The sequence below is a fragment of the Bradyrhizobium sp. BRP56 genome (assembly GCF_020194035.1).
GTDB lineage: Bacteria > Pseudomonadota > Alphaproteobacteria > Rhizobiales > Xanthobacteraceae > Bradyrhizobium > Bradyrhizobium australafricanum.
Genome location: NZ_JADYVV010000022.1, coordinates 13,629 through 34,255, shown reverse-complemented (window position 1 = coordinate 34,255; position 20,627 = coordinate 13,629). Strand labels below are relative to the sequence as shown.

13 protein-coding genes are annotated in these 20,627 nt (G+C 66.1%); 6 read left to right on the top strand and 7 right to left on the bottom strand.

The genetic code is table 11. From position 1 onward, the window contains the following. The first annotated feature begins 176 nt into the window (after positions 1-176). Genes I6F38_RS17310 through I6F38_RS17300 form a run of 3 tightly spaced genes read left to right on the top strand, consistent with a single transcriptional unit; the run spans position 177 to position 5,249 of the window. Positions 177-857, top strand: coding sequence for a response regulator transcription factor (locus I6F38_RS17310; protein WP_016842329.1), 681 nt, complete (start codon positions 177-179; stop codon positions 855-857). Further along, positions 841-2,295 (top strand): ATP-binding protein, encoded by a 1,455-nt coding sequence (locus tag I6F38_RS17305; RefSeq protein WP_225161192.1) that lies wholly within the window; start codon positions 841-843, stop codon positions 2,293-2,295. The genes I6F38_RS17310 and I6F38_RS17305 overlap by 17 nt, the downstream gene beginning before the upstream one ends. Beyond that, positions 2,292-5,249 (top strand): bifunctional [glutamine synthetase] adenylyltransferase/[glutamine synthetase]-adenylyl-L-tyrosine phosphorylase, encoded by a 2,958-nt coding sequence (locus I6F38_RS17300; RefSeq protein WP_225161191.1) that lies wholly within the window; start codon positions 2,292-2,294, stop codon positions 5,247-5,249. The genes I6F38_RS17305 and I6F38_RS17300 overlap by 4 nt, the downstream gene beginning before the upstream one ends. Positions 5,250-5,392: 143 nt before the next feature. Here I6F38_RS17300 and I6F38_RS17295 read toward each other — a convergent pair whose 3' ends face one another. Genes I6F38_RS17295 through I6F38_RS17275 form a run of 5 tightly spaced genes read right to left on the bottom strand, consistent with a single transcriptional unit; the run spans position 5,393 to position 11,371 of the window. Beyond that, positions 5,393-5,614, bottom strand: a complete 222-nt coding sequence (locus I6F38_RS17295) for a formate dehydrogenase subunit delta (protein ID WP_076833312.1) — start codon at positions 5,612-5,614, stop codon at positions 5,393-5,395. Beyond that, on the bottom strand, positions 5,598-6,434 hold the full coding sequence (fdhD, locus tag I6F38_RS17290; protein ID WP_225161190.1) for a formate dehydrogenase accessory sulfurtransferase FdhD: 837 nt from the start codon (positions 6,432-6,434) through the stop codon (positions 5,598-5,600). Before fdhD ends, I6F38_RS17295 begins: the two co-directional genes overlap by 17 nt. A 2-nt stretch (positions 6,435-6,436) precedes the next feature. After that, positions 6,437-9,316, bottom strand: a complete 2,880-nt coding sequence (gene fdhF, locus I6F38_RS17285; protein WP_225161189.1) for a formate dehydrogenase subunit alpha — start codon at positions 9,314-9,316, stop codon at positions 6,437-6,439. A 13-nt stretch (positions 9,317-9,329) separates the two neighbouring features. Further along, a complete protein-coding gene (locus I6F38_RS17280) occupies positions 9,330-10,898 on the bottom strand; it encodes an NADH-quinone oxidoreductase subunit NuoF (RefSeq protein ID WP_225161188.1) in 1,569 nt (522 codons plus the stop codon). Beyond that, positions 10,895-11,371, bottom strand: a complete 477-nt coding sequence (locus I6F38_RS17275) for a formate dehydrogenase subunit gamma (RefSeq protein WP_225161187.1) — start codon at positions 11,369-11,371, stop codon at positions 10,895-10,897. The genes I6F38_RS17280 and I6F38_RS17275 overlap by 4 nt, the downstream gene beginning before the upstream one ends. 256 nt (positions 11,372-11,627) lie before the next feature. On the opposite strand from I6F38_RS17275, the gene I6F38_RS17270 reads away from it, so the two are divergent. From I6F38_RS17270 to mdoH, 3 genes are all read left to right on the top strand, one after another. After that, positions 11,628-12,524 (top strand): LysR family transcriptional regulator, encoded by an 897-nt coding sequence (locus I6F38_RS17270; protein WP_018270739.1) that lies wholly within the window; start codon positions 11,628-11,630, stop codon positions 12,522-12,524. Between the two features lie 242 nt (positions 12,525-12,766). Then, positions 12,767-14,233: a glucan biosynthesis protein G gene (locus tag I6F38_RS17265; protein WP_225161186.1), complete on the top strand. Its 1,467-nt coding sequence runs from the start codon at positions 12,767-12,769 to the stop codon at positions 14,231-14,233. After that, positions 14,221-16,341, top strand: a complete 2,121-nt coding sequence (mdoH, locus tag I6F38_RS17260; RefSeq protein ID WP_225161185.1) for a glucans biosynthesis glucosyltransferase MdoH — start codon at positions 14,221-14,223, stop codon at positions 16,339-16,341. Before I6F38_RS17265 ends, mdoH begins: the two co-directional genes overlap by 13 nt. Before the next feature lie 9 nt (positions 16,342-16,350). Here the strand turns inward: mdoH and I6F38_RS17255 are convergent, their stop codons facing one another. Together I6F38_RS17255 and I6F38_RS17250 are read right to left on the bottom strand one after the other, a co-directional pair. Next, the gene (locus I6F38_RS17255) at positions 16,351-18,672 is read right to left on the bottom strand and encodes an ATP-binding protein (protein WP_225161184.1); all 2,322 of its coding nucleotides are present in this window, start codon (positions 18,670-18,672) and stop codon (positions 16,351-16,353) included. A gap of 193 nt (positions 18,673-18,865) precedes the next feature. Next, positions 18,866-20,254, bottom strand: coding sequence for a cation diffusion facilitator family transporter (locus I6F38_RS17250; RefSeq protein WP_225161183.1), 1,389 nt, complete (start codon positions 20,252-20,254; stop codon positions 18,866-18,868). Positions 20,255-20,627: the final 373 nt, after the last annotated feature.

Below are 20,627 nucleotides of genomic sequence, written 5' to 3'. Positions count from 1 at the left end.
TGCCTTTCGATGGAATATGCCCCCCTCTGTCGGAAGGTCTCAGGGCGGTGAGGTCCCCCAGCTTCACCGCCCACTTTTTTCAAGCAATCGAGAATATGCGCGGTCGTCTTGCATGTGCAGGCCGGCCGCGTCATGCTGACAGAGGGCCAATTCCCGTGACACCAATCGCTCCGCAAATGCGCATCCTGATCATCGAAGACGACCGTGAGTCAGCTGACTATCTGGTCAAGGCATTCCGCGAAGTCGGCTATATCGCCGATCTCGCCTCCGACGGCGAGGAAGGGCTGTCGATGGCCGAGACCGGCGACTACGACGTGCTGGTTGTGGATCGCATGCTGCCGAAGCGTGACGGCCTGTCGCTGATCGGCAGCCTGCGCGACAAGGGCAACCGGACACCGGTGCTGATCCTCTCGGCGCTCGGCCAGGTCGATGACCGCATCAAGGGCCTGCGCGCCGGCGGCGACGACTACCTGCCGAAACCCTATTCCTTCGCCGAGCTGCTCGCGCGCGTCGAGGTGCTGTCGCGGCGCAATGTCGGGCCGGCCGAGGAGACGACCTACCGGGTCGGCGACCTCGAGCTCGATCGGCTGTCCCATCGCGTCGCCCGCGGCAAGGACGAGCTGACCTTGCAGCCGCGCGAGTTCCGCCTGCTCGAATATCTCATGAAGCATGCCGGGCAGGTGGTGACGCGCACCATGCTGCTCGAGAATGTCTGGGATTATCATTTCGATCCGCAGACCAACGTCATCGACGTCCACATCTCGCGGCTGCGCTCCAAGATCGACAAGGGTTTTGAGCGGCCGCTGCTGCATACCATCCGCGGCGCGGGGTATATGATCCGTGACGGCATTCGGTAAACTGATCCGGACTACGGCGTTTCGGCTGACGCTGGTCTACCTGTTCCTGTTCGCGCTGTTCGCCGCCTCGCTGCTGGCTTACTTCGCCTGGAACACGCGGCGGCTGATCACCGAGCAGATCACGACGACGGTCAATGTCGAAATCAGCGAGATCACCGATATCTACAACCGCCGCGGCCTGCGCGGCCTGCTGGGCACCATGGGCAATCGTGCGCTGCGGCCGGGCGCCAACCTCTATCTGGTGACGGCGCCGAACGGGCAGATGCTTGCCGGCAATGTCGGCGCGCTGGCGCCGGGCGTGATGAGCACGCAGGGCTGGACGGAGACCGCCTATCGCCGGCTCGATGACCAGGACAAGACCGATCACCGCGCGCTGGTGCGGGTCACCCAGATGGACAACGGCTTCCGCCTGCTGGTCGGGCGCGACCTCGAGGAACGGCGGCGGCTGTTCGGCATTGTCGCCAAGGCCGCGCAATGGTCGATCCTCGTCGTCGTCGTGCTCGGCATCGGCGGCGGCATCTTCGTCGCCCGCCGCGTGCTGCACCGGATCGACGCCATGACCGGCACCACCAAGCGCATCATGGCGGGCGATCTGTCCGGCCGGCTGCCGGTCGGCCGCAGTGGCGACGAGCTCGATCGCCTGGCGGAAAACCTCAATGCCATGCTCGAGCGCATCGAGGCGCTGATGACGGGGCTGAAGGAGGTCTCCGACAACATCGCCCATGACCTCAAGACGCCGCTGACGCGGCTGCGCAACCGCGCCGAGGAGGCGCTGGCGCGGTCGGGCTGCGAGGCCGACTATCGCGCGGCGCTGGAGCGGACCATCGAGGAATCCGACGGGCTGATCCGCACCTTCAACGCCCTGTTGATGATTGCGCGTGCCGAGTCCGGCCAGGCACGCGGCAACATGGACGATTTCGACGGCGCCGATGTCGCCAACGGCATCCACGAGCTGTACGAGCCGCTGGCCGAGGACGACGGCATGACGCTGCAGGTGAAGACCGTGCCGGCGCCGATTCACGGCAACCGCGAATTGATCAGCCAGGCGGTCGCCAACCTGGTCGAGAATGCCATCAAATACGGCAAGCCCGACAACAGCGTGCAGCCGCTCAATGCGGATGCGCGGGAGATCCTGATCGAGGCGCGGCGCGAGGGCGACCAGGTCCTGCTCAGCGTCACCGATCATGGTCCGGGCATTCCCGAGGCCGACCGCAAGCACGCGGTCGAGCGCTTCGTTCGGCTCGAGGCGAGCCGGACCTTACCCGGTTCCGGTCTCGGCCTCAGTCTGGCCTCGGCGGTCGCCACGCTTCATGGCGGCGAGCTCAGGCTCGGCGATGCCCATCCGGGGCTGGTCGCCACCCTGGTGCTGCCCGCGCGGGCGGGCGGCAGTGACAGGCTTGCGGCTCAAACGCAGGATGTGCCACAGAAGGCGGCATGAATGCCGCCGCGCCGGGAAACGCGGATCGACATCGCCTGGCCGCGCGGTTCGCGGACGGACCGCGTGTCGCCGCGCCCACATCCGCCGATCAGCGCCTGACCGACTGGTTCGCCGAGCTCGAGCCGGCGCAATTGGCCGCGCTCAATGCGCTGCTTGAACATCCGTTCGCACGCGACATCCTGCGCGGCATCGCCGAGTTCTCGCCCTATTTGTTCGAGCTCGCGCGTGCCGACGCCGCGCGGCTGATCCGGATCCTGTCATGCGACCCGGAGTCGCATCTGGCCAACCTGATCGAGACGACGTCGCGCGAGGTGCTCGCCGCCGGCAGCGAGGCCGACGTGATGGTTCTGCTTCGCCGCATGAAGGCGGAGGCCGCGCTGATGATCGCGCTGTGCGACATCGGCGGCGTCTGGCCGGTGATGCGGGTGACGGCGGCGCTGACCGACATCGCGGTGAATTCGGTGCAATCGGCGCTGCGATATTTGTTCCGGCAGGAAGTGGCCCGCGGCCGGATGACCGCCGCCGACCCCGATCACCCCGAGGCAGGCTCGGGCCTGATCGTGCTTGCGATGGGCAAGATGGGGGCCGGCGAGCTGAACTATTCCAGCGACATCGACCTGATCGTGTTCTTCGATCGCGCGGCCACCTCGCTCGCCGAGGACATCGAGCCGCAGCCGTTCTTCGTGCGCGTCACCCAAGCGATGGCGCGGATGCTGCAACAGCGCTCGGGCGACGGCTATGTGTTCCGGGTCGATCTCAGGCTGCGTCCGGACCCGGCCTCGACCCAGGTCGCGATCTCGACCGACGCGGCGTTGCATTATTACGAACGGGAGGGACGCACCTGGGAGCGTGCTGCGATGATCAAGGCGCGGCCCTGTGCCGGCGATCCGAAGGCCGGCGAGGCGGTGATTGCCGAGCTCGCGCCCTTCATCTGGCGCAAGCATCTGGATTTTGCCGCGCTTGCCGATGTCCACGACATGAAGCGGCAGATGCAGACCTATCGCGGCCAGAGCGAGATCTCGGTCGAGGGCCATAACGTCAAGGTCGGCCGCGGCGGCATCCGCGAGATCGAGTTCTTCGCCCAGACCCAGCAGCTGATCGCCGGCGGCCGCCATCCGGAGTTGCGGGTGCGGCCGACGCTGGAGGCGCTCAACGTGCTCGCCAACAGCAACTGGATCACCTTTGAAGCGCGCGACGAATTGACGACGGCCTATGAATTCCTGCGCCGGGTCGAGCACCGGCTGCAGATGATCGCCGATGAGCAGATCCATTCGCTGCCCGAAGCGCCCGAGGATGTCGAGCGCTTTGCGCATTTCTTCGGCTACGAAAATCGCGAGGCCTTCGCCAGGGACCTGCTCGGCCAGCTCAAGATCGTGCAGAACCACTATGGCAAGCTGTTCGAGGGCGACGATCCGACCGGCACCGCGAAGCTGCCGGATATCGACTACGGCGCCGGGCCCGAGGACGCCCGCCTGATCGAACATCTCGCCAATCTCGGCTTCAAGAAGCCCATTGCAGTTGCCGGCACCGTGCAGCAATGGATCGAGGGCGACTATCGCGCGCTGCGTGTCGAGGCGACGCGCGCCGCGTTCCTGGAATTCATTCCCGGCCTGATCGACGGCCTCGCGCATGCCGAGGAGCCGGACGATGCGGTGGCGGCATTCGACCGTTTCCTCGGCGCGCTGCAGCGGGGCGGGCGGCTGATCTCGCTGCTCAGCCAGAACCGCGATTTCGTCGCGCTGGTGGCGCTGATCCTCGGCGCTGCACCGCGGCTCGGCGACATGCTGGCGCGGCAGCCGCAGATCATGGACGGCCTGGTCGATCCGCGCTTCTTCGGCGCGATGCCGGACAAGAAGGAACTGTCGGAGCGACTCGCCGCCACGCTGCAGGATGCGTCGTCCTATGAGGATTTCCTCGATCGTCTGAGATTGTTCGGCCAGGAGAGCCTGTTCCTGATCGGCACGCGGATCCTGTCCGGCACGGTGTCGGCGCAGCACGCCAGCACCGCCTTTGCCGATGTGGCCGAGGGCATCGTCCACACCGTGCACGGCCTCGTCACCGACCAGTTCGCCGCGCAATATGGCCGGATCAAGGGGCAGGAGACCGCGATCATCGCGATGGGGCGGCTCGGCAGCCGCGAGATGACGGCGTCCTCCGACCTCGATTTGATCCTGCTGTACGATTTCGACAGCGAGGCGCCGGACTCCGACGGCGAGCGCTCGCTGCATGGCGCGCAGTATTTTGCCCGCTTCACCCAGCGCCTGATCAGCGCCTTCACGACCCGGACCAATTACGGCGTGCTCTATGAGGTCGACATGCGGCTGCGCCCGTCGGGGCGCGCCGGCCCGGTCGCCTCGCGGATCGATTCATTCTCCGACTACCAGGAGCGCGAGGCCTGGACCTGGGAGCACATGGCGCTGACACGCGCCCGCGTGATCTCGTCGTCGCCTGAGTTCCGCGAGAAGATCGAGGCGATCATCCGCAGCGTGCTGACCCGGCCGCGCGATGCGGCGTCGACCGCGGCCGACGTCGCCGATATGCGGCGCGCGATCGCGCTGGAGAAGGGCGAGGACGATGTCTGGGACCTCAAGCTCGCCGCCGGCGGGCTCGTCGATATCGATTTCATCGCGCAATATCTCCAGCTCGCGCATGCCGCGGTGAAGCCGGAAATTCTCAGCGTCTCCACGCTGCAGGTGCTCGACAATGCCGCCAAGCTCGGCCTGCTCGGCCAGTCCGAGGCCGAGATCCTGCGCTCGGCGGCGCGGCTCTATCATGACCTGACGCAGATCCTGCGGCTCTGCGTCACCGGCAAGTTCAATCCGGAGACCGCGGGCGAAGACCTGCTGCGCGTGATGGCGCGGGCCGGGGACACGCCGGATTTCTCCGCACTGGAAGCCCGCCTGCGCGAGATCCAGAGCGAGGTGCGCCGCGTCTTCAACGCGATCGTGGGGTAGGGGAAGCTACGATCTCAATCCCGTCATCCTGAGGAGCGCGTAGCGCGTCTCGAAGGATGCACGGCCACCAACTGGGCCGTCGACCCTTCGAGACGCGCTACGCGCTCCTCAGGGTGACGGTGATAGAGCAGGGCGCGGGCTGCCTACGCCTGCTGCTTCAGCTTCTGCAAGGCATCGCGGACGTCGGGATCGAGGCCGGTGCCGCCGGCGTCGAGATGGGCGAAGATCTGCTTGCGCATCCGCGGGTCCCAGAACTTCCAGATGTGCTCGGAAATGCCCTGCACGGCACGCTCGCGCCCCTGGCTCTGGAAGAATTTTCCGATCTGGTTCGCCATATAGACCAGTTTGTCAGGCGACGACGACATAAGCGGGCTCCTTGCCGGCCATCGCGCCTGTGACGCGTTCCGGATGCGTAAAGATTTCAAATCCATCGGCGCGAGCGATCGCGGCCAGCGTGATGCCGGCGGCATCCGCCATCCGCACCGCTAGCGCGGTCGGCGCCGACACCGCGGCGATCAGCGGCGCGCCGATCGCGGCGGTCTTCTGCACCATTTCGACCGAAACGCGGCTGGTCAGCAGCACCATGCCTTCGCCGGCTGCGACCTTGTCGCGGGCCAGCGCGCCGGCGAGCTTGTCGAGCGCATTGTGGCGGCCGACATCCTCGCGCAGCGCCACGATGCCGCGCGCGCCCGTCCAGAACGCCGCGGCGTGCACGGCGCGGGTTTGGTGGTTGATCTCCTGCAGCGGCGCCACCGCCGCCATCGCCGCCATGATCTCGCGCGGCGAGAAGACGCGGCCCGCGCGCACCACCGCGGCCGGCCGAACCGCCTCGCTGATGGAATCGAGCCCGCACAGGCCGCAGCCGGTCGGGCCGGCGATGTTGCGCCGCCGCTCTGCGATCCGCTCGGCCCTGTCAGGCCTGAGCCACATCCGAAGCTCGATGCCGTCATCGAGCTCGACGATGTCGAGGGTCTCGATCTCGTCGGCCGCTTGCACGATGCCTTCGCTCAGGCTGAATCCAACGGCGAAATCGCCGAGGTCCTCGGGCGAGCCCATCATCACGGCGTAGGTACCGCCATTATAGGTCAGCGCGAGCGGCGTCTCCTCCGGGATCAGGCGCGCGCCGTCGCTGAAGACGCCGTTGCGCCAGACCTTCCGGTTCGCCTGATAGACGGGCTCGCGCATCGCTATTCCGCGGCTTCCACCACCGGCGCGGCGATGCGGCGGGAGTGGCGAGCCTGCTCGTCATAGGCCTTCTGCCAGTCGGACGGACCGTTCGACGGCGAGATCTGCACAGCGGTGACCTTGTACTCCGGACAGTTGGTGGCCCAGTCCGAGAAGTCGGTCGTGATGACGTTGGCCTGGGTGTCAGGGTGGTGGAACGTGGTGTAGACCACGCCCGGCGCCACGCGGTCGGTGATCTCGGCGCGCAGCGTGGTCTCGCCGGCGCGGCTCGCCAGCCGCACCCAGTCGCCGTCGCGCACGCCGCGCTGCTCGGCGTCATGCGGATGGATCTCCAGCCGGTCCTCGGCGTGCCACACCACGTTCTCGGTGCGGCGGGTCTGCGCGCCGACATTGTACTGGCTGAGGATGCGGCCGGTGGTGAGCAGCAGCGGGTAGCGCGGGCCGGTGCGTTCGTCGGTCGCGATATATTCGGTGAGGATGAACTTGCCCTTGCCGCGCACGAAGCCGCCGATATGCATCACCGGGGTGCCTTCCGGCGCCTTCTCGTTGCAGGGCCACTGCACCGAGCCAAGCTCGTCGAGCCTGGCATAGGAGACGCCCGCGAAGGTCGGCGTCAGCGCGGCGATCTCGTCCATGATCTCGGATGGATGGGCGTAGTTCATCTCAAAGCCCATCGCCTTGCCGAGCATGATCGTCACTTCCCAGTCGGCGTAGCCGTTGAGCGGCGTCATCACCTTGCGGACGCGCTGGATGCGGCGTTCGGCATTGGTGAAGGTGCCGTCCTTCTCGAGGAAGGTCGAACCGGGCAGGAAGACGTGGGCGTAGTTCGCGGTCTCGTTCAGGAAGAGATCGTGGACGATGACGCATTCCATCGCCGACAGCGCCGCCACCACATGCTTGGTGTTGGGGTCGGACTGCAGGATGTCCTCGCCCTGCACGTAGAGCCCCATGAAGCTGCCTTCGATGGCGGCGTCGAACATGTTCGGGATGCGCAGGCCCGGCTCGTTGTTGAGCTTGACGTTCCACATCGCCTCGAACTGCTCGCGCACCGCATCGCCGGCGATGTGGCGGTAGCCCGGCAGCTCGTGCGGGAACGAGCCCATGTCGCAGGAGCCCTGTACGTTGTTCTGGCCGCGCAGCGGATTCACGCCGACGCCGGGCCGGCCGATATTGCCGGTCGCCATCGCGAGGTTGGCGATCGCGATCACCGTGGTCGAGCCCTGGCTGTGCTCGGTGACGCCGAGCCCGTAATAGATCGCGCCGTTGCCGCCGGTGGCATAGATTCGGGCCGCCTCGCGCAGCGCCTTCGGATCGACGCCGGTCATGATCGCGGTGGCTTCCGGGCTGTGCTTGTCCTGGGCGACGAAGGTGGCCCAGTCCTCGAACTCGCTCCAGTCGCAGCGCTCGCGCACGAAGGCCTCGTCGACGAGCCCTTCGGTGACGATGACATGGGCGAGCGCGGTCAGCACGGCGACGTTGGTGCCGGGCATCAGCGGCAGATGCAGCGCCTTCACGTGCGGCGATTCCACCATCTCGGTGCGGCGCGGATCGATCACGATCAGCCTGGCGCCCTGGCGCAGCCGCTTCTTCAGCCGCGAGGCGAACACCGGATGGGCGGAAGCCGGATTGGCGCCGATGATCAGCACGACGTCAGTGTCCTCCACCGAATCGAAATCCTGCGTGCCGGCCGAAGTCCCGAAGGTTTGCGACAGGCCGTAGCCGGTCGGCGAGTGGCAGACGCGGGCGCAGGTGTCGACATTGTTGTTGCCGAATCCGGCGCGGATCAGCTTCTGCACCAGATAGGTTTCTTCATTGGTGCAGCGTGACGAGGTGATGCCGCCGACCGCGTCGCGGCCGTATTTCTGCTGGATGCCCTTGAACTTCGCGGCGGCGAAATTCAGCGCCTCGTCCCACGACACTTCCTGCCAGGGATCCTCGATCCGCTCGCGGATCATCGGCTTCAGGATGCGCTCCTTGTGGGTGGTGTAGCCCCAGGCGAAGCGGCCCTTGACGCAGGAATGGCCGCGATTGGCCTTGCCGTCCTTCCACGGCACCATCCGCACCACTTCCTCGCCGCGCATCTCGGCCTTGAAGGCGCAGCCGACGCCGCAATAGGCGCAGGTGGTGACGACCGAGTGTTCGGGCTGGCCAATCTCGATCACGGATTTCTCGGTCAGCGTCGCGGTCGGGCAGGCCTGCACGCAGGCGCCGCAGGACACGCATTCCGAGCCGAGGAAGCTTTCGTTCATGCCGGGCGAGACGCGGCTGTCGAAGCCGCGGCCGGAGATCGTCAGCGCGAAGGTGCCTTGTACTTCCTCGCAGGCGCGGACGCAGCGCGAGCAGACGATGCACTTCGAGGGATCGTAGGTGAAGTACGGATTCGAATCGTCCTTCGGCATCCAGTTGTCGTTTTCACAGCCGTGCGATTTGGCGAAGACGTGGTTCTCGCCTTCATAGCCGTAGCGCACGTCGCGCAGGCCGACGGCACCCGCCATGTCCTGCAATTCGCAGTCGCCGTTTGCCGCGCAGGTCAGGCAGTCCAGCGGGTGGTCGGAGATATAGAGCTCCATCACGCCCTTGCGCAGCTTCTTCAGCCGCTCGCTCTGGGTGTGCACGACGAGGCCGGGCATCACCGGCGTCGTGCAGGAGGCGGGCGTGCCGGCGCGGCCCTCGATCTCGACGAGGCAGAGCCGGCAAGAGCCGAAGGCGTCGACCATGTCGGTCGCGCAGAGCTTTGGAATCTGGGTGCCGGCTTCCATCGCCGCGCGCATGATCGAGGTGCCCTCGGGCACCGTGATCTGATTGCCGTCGATGGTCAGCGTGACCATCGTCTCGGATTTGGATTTGGGCGTGCCGAAATCGGTTTCCTGGATCAGCGACATCGTGATTTCCTTGCTATTCCGCGGCCTGCAGGTGGGCCGGTGCGGGACCTAGATCTCCGCCGAAATCTTCCCGGAAGTGTTTCAGTGCGCTCATCACGGGGTAGGGCGTGAAGCCGCCGAGTGCGCACAGCGAGCCGAATTTCATGGTGTTGCAGAGGTCTTCGACAACCGCGAGGTTTTCCGCCACGCGCTCGCCATTGATGATCTTGTTGATGGTCTCGACGCCGCGGGTCGAGCCGATCCGGCACGGCGTGCACTTGCCGCAGGATTCGACCGCGCAGAACTCCATCGCAAAGCGGGCCTGCTTCGCCATGTCGACGCTGTCGTCGAACACCACGATCCCGCCATGGCCGATCAGGCCGTCGCGCGCGGCGAACGCTTCATAGTCGAACGGCGTGTCGAACAGCGCGCGCGGGAAGTAGGCCCCGAGCGGGCCGCCGACTTGAACCGCGCGCACCTCGCGCCCGGTGAAGGTGCCGCCGCCGATCTCGTCGACGAGCTCGCCGAGCGTGACGCCGAACGCGGTCTCGAACAGCCCGCCGTATTTGATGTTGCCGGCGAGCTGGATCGGCATCGTGCCGCGCGAGCGGCCCATGCCGAAATCGGCGTAGGCCTTAGCGCCGTTGTCGAGGATGAAGGGGATCGCCGCGAACGACAGCACGTTGTTGATCACGCTCGGGCGGCCGAACAGGCCCTTATGCGCCGGCAGCGGCGGCTTGGCCCGTACGATGCCGCGGCGGCCCTCGAGGCTTTCCAGCAGCGAGGTTTCTTCGCCGCAGACATAAGCGCCGGCGCCGACCCGCACCTCGAGATCGAACTCATGGGCGGAGCCGCCGATGCGCTTGCCGAGCAAGCCGGCGCGGCGGGCGACCACGATCGCCGCGTTCATCGCTTCGACCGCGTGCGGATATTCCGAGCGGATGTAGACGTAGCCCTTGGTGGCGCCTACCGTGATACCTGCGATCGTCATGCCCTCGATCACGACGAAGGGGTCGCCTTCCATGATCATGCGGTCGGCGAAGGTGCCGCTGTCGCCTTCGTCGGCGTTGCAGACGATGTATTTGCGGTCGGCGCTGGCCTGCGCCACGGTCTTCCACTTGATGCCGGTGGGGAAGCCGGCGCCGCCGCGGCCGCGCAGACCGGACGTGGTGACGTCGGCGAGGATCTGGTCGGAGGTCAGCGTCAGCGCCCGCTCCAGGCCCTTGTAGCCGCCATGGGCGCGGTAGTCGTCGACCGAGCGCGGATCGATCACGCCGCAGCGGGCGAAGGTCAGCCGGGTCTGGCGCTTCAGCCAGGGAATCTCGTCCGTGACACCAAGCCGCAGCGTGTGCTGGCCGCTGCCGGCCATCGCGTCGAGCAGGGATGGAACGTCCGTCGGCATCACCGGGCCGAACGCGACGCGGCCCTGGGCGGTCGCCAGTTCAACCATCGGCTCCAGCCAGTACAGCCCGCGCGAACCGGTCCTGACGATCTCGATCGGCATGCCGCGCGCTGCTGCGGCCTGCTCGAAGGCGAGGGCGACGTCGTCGGCGCCGACGGCAACCGCGCCGGCGTCGCGGGGAATGAAGATTCGCATCGTCATCGCTGTGCCTCCGCGACCAGCGCGTCGATGCGCGCTTCATCGAGCCGGCCGACCACGCGGCCATCCAGCATCGCCGAGGGCGCGGTGGCGCACAGCCCGAGGCAGTAGATCGGCTCCAGCGTCACGCGGTCATCCGCCGTGGTATTGCCGAGGGCAACGCCGAGCCTGGCTTCCGCGCACGCCGCGAGCGCATCGCCGCCGGCGGCCTGGCAGGCCTCGGCGCGGCACAGCTTGAGGACGTGGCGGCCCGCAGGTTGCTTCCGGAAATCATGGTAGAAGGTGAACACGCCGTGCACCTCGGCGCGCGACAGGTTGAGCGCCTCCGCCACCATCGGGATCGCAGGCTCCGGCACGTAGCCGAAGGCCTCCTGCAGCGCGTGCAGGATCACCAGCGTGGCGCCTTCAAGCCCGGCATGCTCGGCGATGATTTCAGCGCCGCGCGCCTTGTCCCAAGGTTCGTATCCCACCGTCATCAGCGCTTCTCACGATCAGTTTTTTGCTTCGCACATGAGAGTTGGAATCCTTCGAAACATCAATAAAGCTGTCTCATGCGGCGATTGCGAAACGCGATTAATAGCGTCGCCGAATGGATCGATGCGGTTTCGTAATAATGTTCTGGAATCACGCACTTCCGCGGCGCTTTGGATTTCGGAATCGCAGCCCGATCGTGCTACCTATGGACGTGTCGGGCTGCCGCTTGGGGCACCGTTTTCCGAAGGGATTTGAACCTTGATCGACAAGCTGGAACTTCTGCTGGCGCTGGCCAAGGAACGGCATTTCGGCCGCGCTGCGGAGGCCTGCGGCGTCACCCAGCCGACGATGTCGACCAGCCTCAAGCAGCTCGAGGAGATCCTCGGCGTCATGCTGGTGCAGCGCGGATCCCGCTTCCAGGGCTTCACGCCGGAAGGGGAGCGGACGCTGGACTGGGCGCGGCGCATCGTCGGCGATGCGCGCGCGATGAAGCAGGAGATCAACAGCCTCAAGGACAAGCTGTCGGGCGAGATCCGGATCGCGGCGATCCCGACCGCGCTCGGCATGGTGGCCTCGCTGACCACGCCGTTCCGGGCGCGCCATCCCGATGTGCGGTTCCGCATCCAGTCGTGCACGTCGGCCGACGTGCTCGGCCTGCTCGAGAATCTCGAGGTCGATGCCGGGCTGACCTATATCGAGAACGAGCCGATCGGCAAGGTTCGCACCATCCCGCTCTACAATGAGAGCTATCGCTTGCTGACGGCACCGGATGCGATGTTCGGCGATCGCAAGCAGGTGACGTGGAAGGAAGTCGGCACCGTGCCGCTCTGTCTGCTCACGCCCGACATGCAGAATCGCCGCATCATCGATCGCGCGCTGACCTCGGTCGGCGCGGAGGCGACGCCGACGCTGACGTCGAACTCACTGCTCGTGCTCTACACCCATGTGAAGACCGGCCGCTGGGCCAGCGTGATGCCGGCCAAGCTTGCCGAGACGCTTGGCCTTGCGGATGCGGTGCGCAGCATTCCGATCGTCGATCCGGTCGTGGACTACAGCATTGGCCTCGTGATCCCGCAGCGCGATCCGATGACGCCGTTGATCGCAGCCCTGGTGCAGGTCGCACGCGAGGTCGCGCCGACGCTCGAGAGCGCGTAGCTCCCGGCATTCTTTCGCAGCCTTTCCGCCACGGTTCCGGCACAGCAGCAACCGACCACGCGTTGTGTGGTTGCGTTGAAGCAAGTCCTGGTGTTCAGCCGGCGAACAATCTTCGCTTGCTCGCAGCAAAGATGGAACTCAGCGCCGGCTCGGCGGTTGCATTGCGGCGTCCCGGTCAGCGAGCAGGAGCTGCTTTGAATCGTCGCCAGTTACTCCACGGATCGGCCGTATTGCCGACACTCATGTTCTTGCCACAGCGCCAGGCCGCCGCCGCAGGGAGCGCGACGGACGCACCCTTCAACCCAGGCATGGTCAGGGAGCTTGCGCGCAATCTCGCCGGCAAGTCGTTCGAGGCGCCGGACGAGAAGTTGCCGAACGGCCTGACGGACCTCAACTACGACCAGTACCGCTCGATCCGCTTCACGCCCGAGCGCGCGTTGTGGCGCGGCGCGAAGCTGCCGTTCGAGGCGCAGTTCTTCCACCGCGGCTTCTTCTACAAGAACAAGGTCAAGATCTTCGAGGTCGCCGACGGCAAGGCCAGCGAAGTCAAGTACAGCAAGGACATGTTCTCGTTCGGCGAGACCGTGCCTGACTTCACCGAGACCGACCTCGGCTTTGCCGGATTTCGCATCCACGCGCCGATCAACAAGCCGGACTATTTTGACGAGGTCTGCGTCTTCCTCGGCGCGAGCTATTTCCGCGCAGTCGCCAAGGACGAGACCTACGGCCTGTCGGCGCGCGGCCTGTCGATCGATACCGGCGAAGCCAAGGGCGAGGAGTTTCCGTTCTTCAAGGCGTTCTGGCTCGAGCGTCCCGTGCCCAACGCAACTTCGCTGGTCATTCACGCCTTGCTCGACAGCAAGAGCTGCGCGGCAAGCTACCGCTTCACGATCAGGCCTGGAGCGACCACGGTGTTCGATGTCGAGGCATCGCTCTATCCGCGTGCCGATCTCGAGCACGTCGGCCTTGCGCCGATGACGAGCATGTTCTTCTTCGGGCCCAACGATCGCAACGAGGTCGACGACTTTAGGCCGTCGGTGCACGATTCCGACGGGCTTGCGATCTACAACGGCAAGGGCGAGAGCCTGTGGCGCCCGCTGAGCAATCCGCGCGACCTCCAGATCAGCACGTTCCAGGACGTCAATCCGCATGGCTTCGGTCTGATGCAGCGCGAGAAGAATTTCTTCGCCTATCAGGACATCGAATCGCGCTTCGAGAAGCGACCGAGCCTGTGGGTCGAGCCGATCGGCGACTGGGGCGAGGGCGCGGTCATCCTGTTCGAGATCCCGACCAAGGAAGAGATCCACGACAACATCGCCGCGTTCTGGCGGCCGAAGGCGCCGCTCAAGGCCAAGAGCGAGACCAATTTCACCTATCGCCTGCATTGGGGGCCGGATGCGCCGAAGCCGCATTCGCTCGCGCGCTTCACGCGCAGCGGCATCGGCGCCCATGGCGAGAACAGCAAGCTGTTCGTGCTCGACCTGTTCGGGGACAATCTGAAGGGGATCGATCCCAATAGCGTCAAGGGCGTCGTGACGGCCGAGAAGTCCGAGATCACGAATGTCGTCACGCAGCCAAATCCGAATACCGGCGGATGGCGGCTCAGCTTCCAATGCGCCGTCAAGAAGGACCCGATCGAGCTGCGTGCGCATCTGGCGCAGGATGACAAGCCGCTCTCCGAGATCTGGGTCTATCGATGGGCGCCATAGTCACGTCGCCTCATCCTGACGTCGCTGCGGCGGCCGACGGCTTCCTGCCACAAGAGAGCCCGCTTGCGATGTCGGCGGCCGATCTTGGCCGGCCGCCGCTTGCGGTGAGCAAGCCGGTGTCGGTCGGTGCGGGCATGTTGATGCGCCGCGCGTTCGTCCTGATGCTGACGGCGGCGCTGACCGGTGCCGGCGCCTACGAGATGTACATGGTGGTCCAGGTCGGCGGCGTGACGATCATGGAAGGCATGGTGCTGGTGCTGTTCGTCGCGCTGCTCGCCTGGATCGCGTTTTCGTTCGCTTCGGCGCTCGCCGGCTTCTTCGCTCTGCTTCGGCGCAACGGCAACGCCTTGCCGATCCGCGACGACGGTCCGTTGCCGCAGCTCGCGAGCCGGACCGCGGTCCTGCTCCCGACCTACAACGAGAATCCGCATCAATTGATGGCGCGCCTGCGCGCCATCTACGAGTCCGTCGAGGCAACCGGGCAGGGCGACAGCTTCGACTGGTTCGTGCTCAGCGACACCCGCGATCCCGATATCTGGATCGCCGAGGAGAGGGCGTTCCTCGAACTCTGCGAGGCCTGCGGCGCGCAACGGCTGTTCTACCGGCATCGCGCCGACAACACGGCGCGCAAGTCCGGCAACGTCGGCGAGTGGATCACGCGGTTCGGCGGCGCCTATCGGTTCATGATCGTGCTCGACGCCGACAGCCTGATGTCGGGCGACACCATGGTGCGGATGGCGCACGCGATGGAGACCAACCCGCAGGCGGCGCTGCTGCAGACGCTGCCGGTCATCGTCAACGCGCGCAGCCTGTTCAGCCGCCTGCAACAGTTCGCCGGCCGGCTCTACGGGCCGATGGTCGCCGCCGGTGTTGCGTGGTGGCACGGCTCCGAGGGCAATTATTGGGGGCACAACGCCATCATCAGGATTGAGGCATTTGCGCAGCAGGCGGGGCTACCCGAACTCTCGGGACGCAAGCCGTTCGGCGGACATATCCTGAGCCACGACTTTGTCGAGGCGGCGCTGATGCGGCGCGCCGGCTGGGGCATCTACATGGCGCCGATGCTCGGCGGCAGCTTTGAGGAGGTGCCGCCGTCGCTCTTGGATTTTGCCGCGCGCGACCGCCGCTGGTGCCAGGGCAATCTGCAGCATCTCGCCGTGCTGAGGACGCGCCGGCTGCACTGGATCTCGCGGCTGCATTTCATGACCGGGATCGGCTCCTACATCACCGCGCCGCTCTGGCTGTCGTTCTTGCTGCTCGGAATCCTGATCTCGTTGCAGGCGCGCTTCATTCGGCCCGAATATTTTCCGAAGGGTTTTTCGCTGTTCCCGAACTGGCCGGCGCAGGACCCGGTGCTCGCCGCCTGGGTGTTCGGCCTCACCATGGCGCTGCTGATCGTGCCGAAGCTGCTCGGCTTCCTCCTGTTGCTGACGCGCTCGGACACGCGTCGGCAATTCGGCGGCGGCTTCCGGGCTCTTACGGGCGTGATCGCCGAGGTGCTGATCTCGGCGATGATCGCGCCGGTCATGATGGTGTTCCAGTCGATCGCGGTCGTCGAGATCCTGCTCGGCCGGGACGCCGGCTGGCAGACGCAGCGGCGCGACGACGGCGCGGTCGAGCGGCGGGAGCTGTATCGGAAGTATGGCGTTCCCACCGCCTGCGGTGTCGCGATGGCGATAAGCGCCTGGGCGGTGTCGTTGCCGCTGCTGCTGTGGATGTCGCCGGTGATCGTCGGCCTGCTGTTTGCGATTCCGATCGGCGCCTGGACCGCCAGGCCCGCGATGCACGCGCTGTTCGTGACGCCGGAGGAAGCTAAGCCGCCGCGCGTGCTGGTCCGCGCCAATGAGCTGGCGGCGTCGCCGGCACACGCATCGGCCCCTGCGCTCGCGACGTTGCGGCAGGATTCCAACCTGCTGCAGCGCCATCTCTCGTCGCTGCCGCCGGCGCGGCGCGGCGGTCCGGGCGAGATCGACCTTCACCTCGCAGTGGCGCGGGCGCGGATCGAGGCAAGCGACAGCTTCGACCAGGCAGTCCGCCATCTCACGCCTCGCGAGACGCTGGCCGTGCTCGGTGATTCCGCGCTGCTGGAAGGGGTGCTTGCGAAGTAGTGTGAGGGCTCAGGCCGCTTCCGGCAGCTTCGTCTGCAGGGACCGCGGATCGCGCGGCAGCGTGACGCGCACGACGGTGCCGACGCCGAGCTTGGAGCGCAGCCGCATCGAGCCGCCGTGCAGATTGGTGAGCGAGCGCGCGATCGCAAGTCCGAGACCGGAGCCCTGGTAGCTCTTGGTGAGCTGGCTCTCGACCTGCTCGAACGGCTTGCCGAGCCGGCGCAGCGATTCCGGCGCAATGCCGATGCCGCTGTCGGCGATCAACAGCACGATCGAGTCATCCAGCATCTGGCCGCGCACCAGCACGCGGCCGTGGTCGGGCGTGAACTTCACGGCATTGGAGAGCAGGTTGACGATGATCTGCTTGACCGCGCGGCGGTCGGCGACGACCGAGATCGTGCTTTCGATATCCGATTCCAGCGACAGCCCCTTGTGCTCGGCGCGGCCGGAGACCACCCGCAGCGACTCCGCGAGGATGCCGGAGAGGTCGAGCGGCTCCATGTCGAACTTCATACGGCCGGCCTCGATCTTCGACATGTCGAGAATGTCGTTGATGACCTCGAGCAGGTATTTCCCCGACGTCAGGATGTCGTGGCAGTACTCCGCGTATTTGTCCGAGCCGAGCGTGCCGAACAGGCCGCTGCCCATGATCTCGGAGAAGCCGATGATGGCGTTGAGCGGGGTGCGCAGCTCATGGCTCATATTGGCGAGGAATTTCGACTTCGCGGCGTTGGCGTCCTCGGCGCGGGTCTTCTCCTGCGAATATTTTTCGGCGAGGTCGGCAAGCTCGACGGCCTGCCGCTCCAGCTCGGATTGCGAGCGCTGCAGGTCGATCACGGTGGCGCGCAGGCGCAGGTCGTTGTCGACCAGCTTCTGCTCGTGCGCCTTGATGCGGGTGATGTCGGTGCCGACGGAGACGTAGCCGCCGTCCTTGGTGCGGCGCTCGCTGATGTGCAGCCAGCTGCCGTCGTCGAGCTGGGCCTCGAAGGTGCGGGCGCCGGGCGCCGGGACGCCGCTCTCGTGCAGGCGGGTGCGCACTTCCGGCATGCTACCGACCTCGATCACGGTCTCGTAGGAGGTGCCGGGGCTGACGGCGGAATCGGGCAGCTTGTGCAGCCGCTGGAAGTGCGAGTTGCAGAGCACGAGGCGGTCGTCGGCATCCCAGAGCACGAAAGCCTCGGGAATGGTCTCGATCGCGTCGCGCAGTCTGAGATCGGCTTCCACCGACTTCTCGGCGAGGCTTTTCTGCTCGGTGATGTCGACCGCGATGCCGATCAGATGCAGGCCGCCATCGGCGGCAGCATGGCTGAGCTCGCAGCGCACCCGCAGCCAGATCCAGTGGCCGCCCACATGGCGCATGCGGAAGCTCTGGTCGATGTGATCGATCTTGCCCGAGATCAGCTGGTCGGCGATGTCGAACAGGTTGATGTCGTCGGAATTCACCAGCGCGTTGACCTCGCCGAAGGTGAGGAGGTCGTTGCGGGTGTCGAGGCCGAGCAGGGTGAACATCGACTGCGACCAGAAGATCCGGCCGCGCGACAGGTCCCAGTCCCACAATCCGCAGCGGCCGCGGTTGAGCGCGGTGTCGATCCGGCCGCGCACGGCGTCGTTGATCAGGTCGCCTTCGCGGGCGCGGGTCGATTGCCAGTGGAACGCGAAGCCGAGGATCAGCACCACGAAGCTCGTGGTCGCCGACAGCGTCACCGAGAGCGCGGCGTCCGATCCCCAGATCGGCTCGTTCATCTCCTGGATCACGACGACCTGGCCGGGCAGCGACTTGACGAGCTGCGAGATCGCCAGCGCGCCGGTGCCGCCGGGCAGCGTCATGTCGCTGACCGTGCCTTGCTGGCCGGGCGCGACGAGCAGCTGCGCGGTGGAGACGATGTCGAGGATGCGGTCGTTCTCGCCGGCGCCGTCGACCGGCACGCGCGCCAGCACGCGGTGATCGGCGCTGGTGATGATGACGTGGCGGCCGTAGGCGATGCCCCAGGACGGGATCAGGTCCGGCAGCAGTTCCTGCATCCGCTCGATGTTGGCGAGCCGGTCGCGCCGCACCGAGGTCAGGCGATCGAGACGTTCGGCGAGGATGTCGGACAGTGCAGCAAGGTCGCGCTTCATCGCGCCGCGCTTCTGCCGGTTCTGGTCGATCACCTGGACGAAGGCGCCGAGGCAGATCGTGATGAGGAAGGCGATGATGAGGGTAGGGACAGCGCGGCGCAGTGCAGGCTCGGCCGTCAGGAGCCTGTGATAGGCCGGTTTCGCGATCGACTGCGCCAATCCCTTGATCGAATCGGATTGGACGCACGCGTTCGCCGCATGCGCGCGCGCCATGCCTGAGACCCCCGCTCTAAGCTGATTTTTTACCCGGTTCGGATGCTCCCCACGATGCATCCGAATCATGATCATTTGAATCCAGATTTCCGGGACTGTCGAGAGTCAACGATTCGTTAATGCGAAAAAATTCTTGTCCCGGGAAGAATCATGCGGCGCAAAGTGAGTCCGAAACGGGAACGGCTCCGTAGAATTACCCGCGCGTCGGCTCTGCGTGACTGATCACACGCTTCACGGTGGGGAACGCACGACGCAGTTTGCGTTCGATCTCGTCGACGCTTTCGTGCACCTTGATCACACTCATCGAAGGCTGCGCGCGGCAATGGAAGTTGACGACCTCGCCGGCGTCGGTGTTGCGGACCCGCACATTGTGGATGTCATGGATCGCGCCGCCATCGGCAAAGCCGGTCAGCTCCGCCTTGATGGCTTCGACGCGGTCCGGCGCGGCGTCGGTTCCCCACGGCAGTTCCGGCTCGAGCGGCTCGATATGGGTGTCGACCTCGACGTCCTCGCCGAAATCCTCGCGGATCGCGCGCTCGAGCCCGTGGGCGATGTCGTGCGCTGCGTGCAGCGCCATGTCGCTGTCGACCTCGAGGTCGATGCCGACGATCAGCTTGCCGCCGATGTCGTGCACCGTGACGTGGTGGATGGCGAGGCCGGAATTGCGCGCGATCACCATGATGCGCTCGCGCACGCTCTCATTGTCGCGCGCCACCGGCACCGCGGTGAAGGTGAGGTCGGCGTCGCCGAACGTCTTGGTCACCGCCGCCTGCGCCCGGCGCTTGATGTCCTCGACGCGGTCGATCGGGTAGGTGCGCGGCACCTTGGCGATGGCATCGATGAAATGCGTCGCGCCGACCATGCGGACGCGCAACCGGTCGACATCGACCACCCCCGGCACGGCCTTGATGGCGGCGGTGGCCTTTTCCAGCGCGCCTTCGGGCGCGCGGTCGAGCAGGGTCTCGACCGTCTCCCGCGCCATGCGCAGGCCAAGCAGGGCGATCATCACCGCGACCGCGATCGCCGCCGCGGCATCGCCCCACCAGAAGCCGAAGCCGGCCAGCACCAGGCCGACGATGACGGCGGTCGAGCCCATCACGTCGGAGGCGAAATGCAGCGCATCGGCGGCCAGCGCCTGGCTCTTGGTGTCGCGCGCGGCGCGGTGCAGCGCCCGGGCCCGCCACAGATTGACGCCGATATCGATGACCAGAACGACAAAGGGAATGGCCGAGATCGACGGCGGCGGCGCGCCCTCGCGCAGATGGCTGTAGGCCTGCACCAGGATGCCGCCGGCCAGCACATAGAGCAGGGCGATGATGCCGAGCGCCGAGACGCTCTCGAACTTGCCGTGTCCGTAATGATGCTCGGCGTCGGCCGGCTGGTCCGACACCCGCACCACCGCCCAGGTGATGATGGTGGCGACCAGGTCGATCGAGGAGTGCAGCGCCTCCGAGATCAGCGCCAGCGATCCGATCGCGATGCCGACCACGAACTTCGCCACCGCCATGCTGCCGCTGGCGAGGATCGAGATCGCGGCGACGGATGTCTTGGTGGAGGGGGCGCTGGTGTTCGAAGAGCTCATGGGCGGCGGTTTAGCAGGGAGTTGGTGAACATCAAGTGTCGTTGATGAAACGCAATCGCCACTCAGTTGCAATTGCAGGATTTTGCCAAAATCACGCGGTCGTCCCGGCGGAAGCCAGAACCCACAACCACAGGGTTGTGTGGTCGAAGTGAGCTGTGGCAACCGCATCGCGTCATGACTCGCATTCGGGGTAATGGGTCCTGGCTTCCGCCAGGACGACGCTGGATGTGTTGCGCGACGTGTCAACCGAACATCTGCGTTCTCGCGACGCGTTTCGCTAGAGCGCAGCGAAACCCATCATCTCGGCGTGCGGATGCAATTGGGTTTCGGTTCGCTCTACCCATCCTACGAGCTAATGATCCAAAGTGGGCCC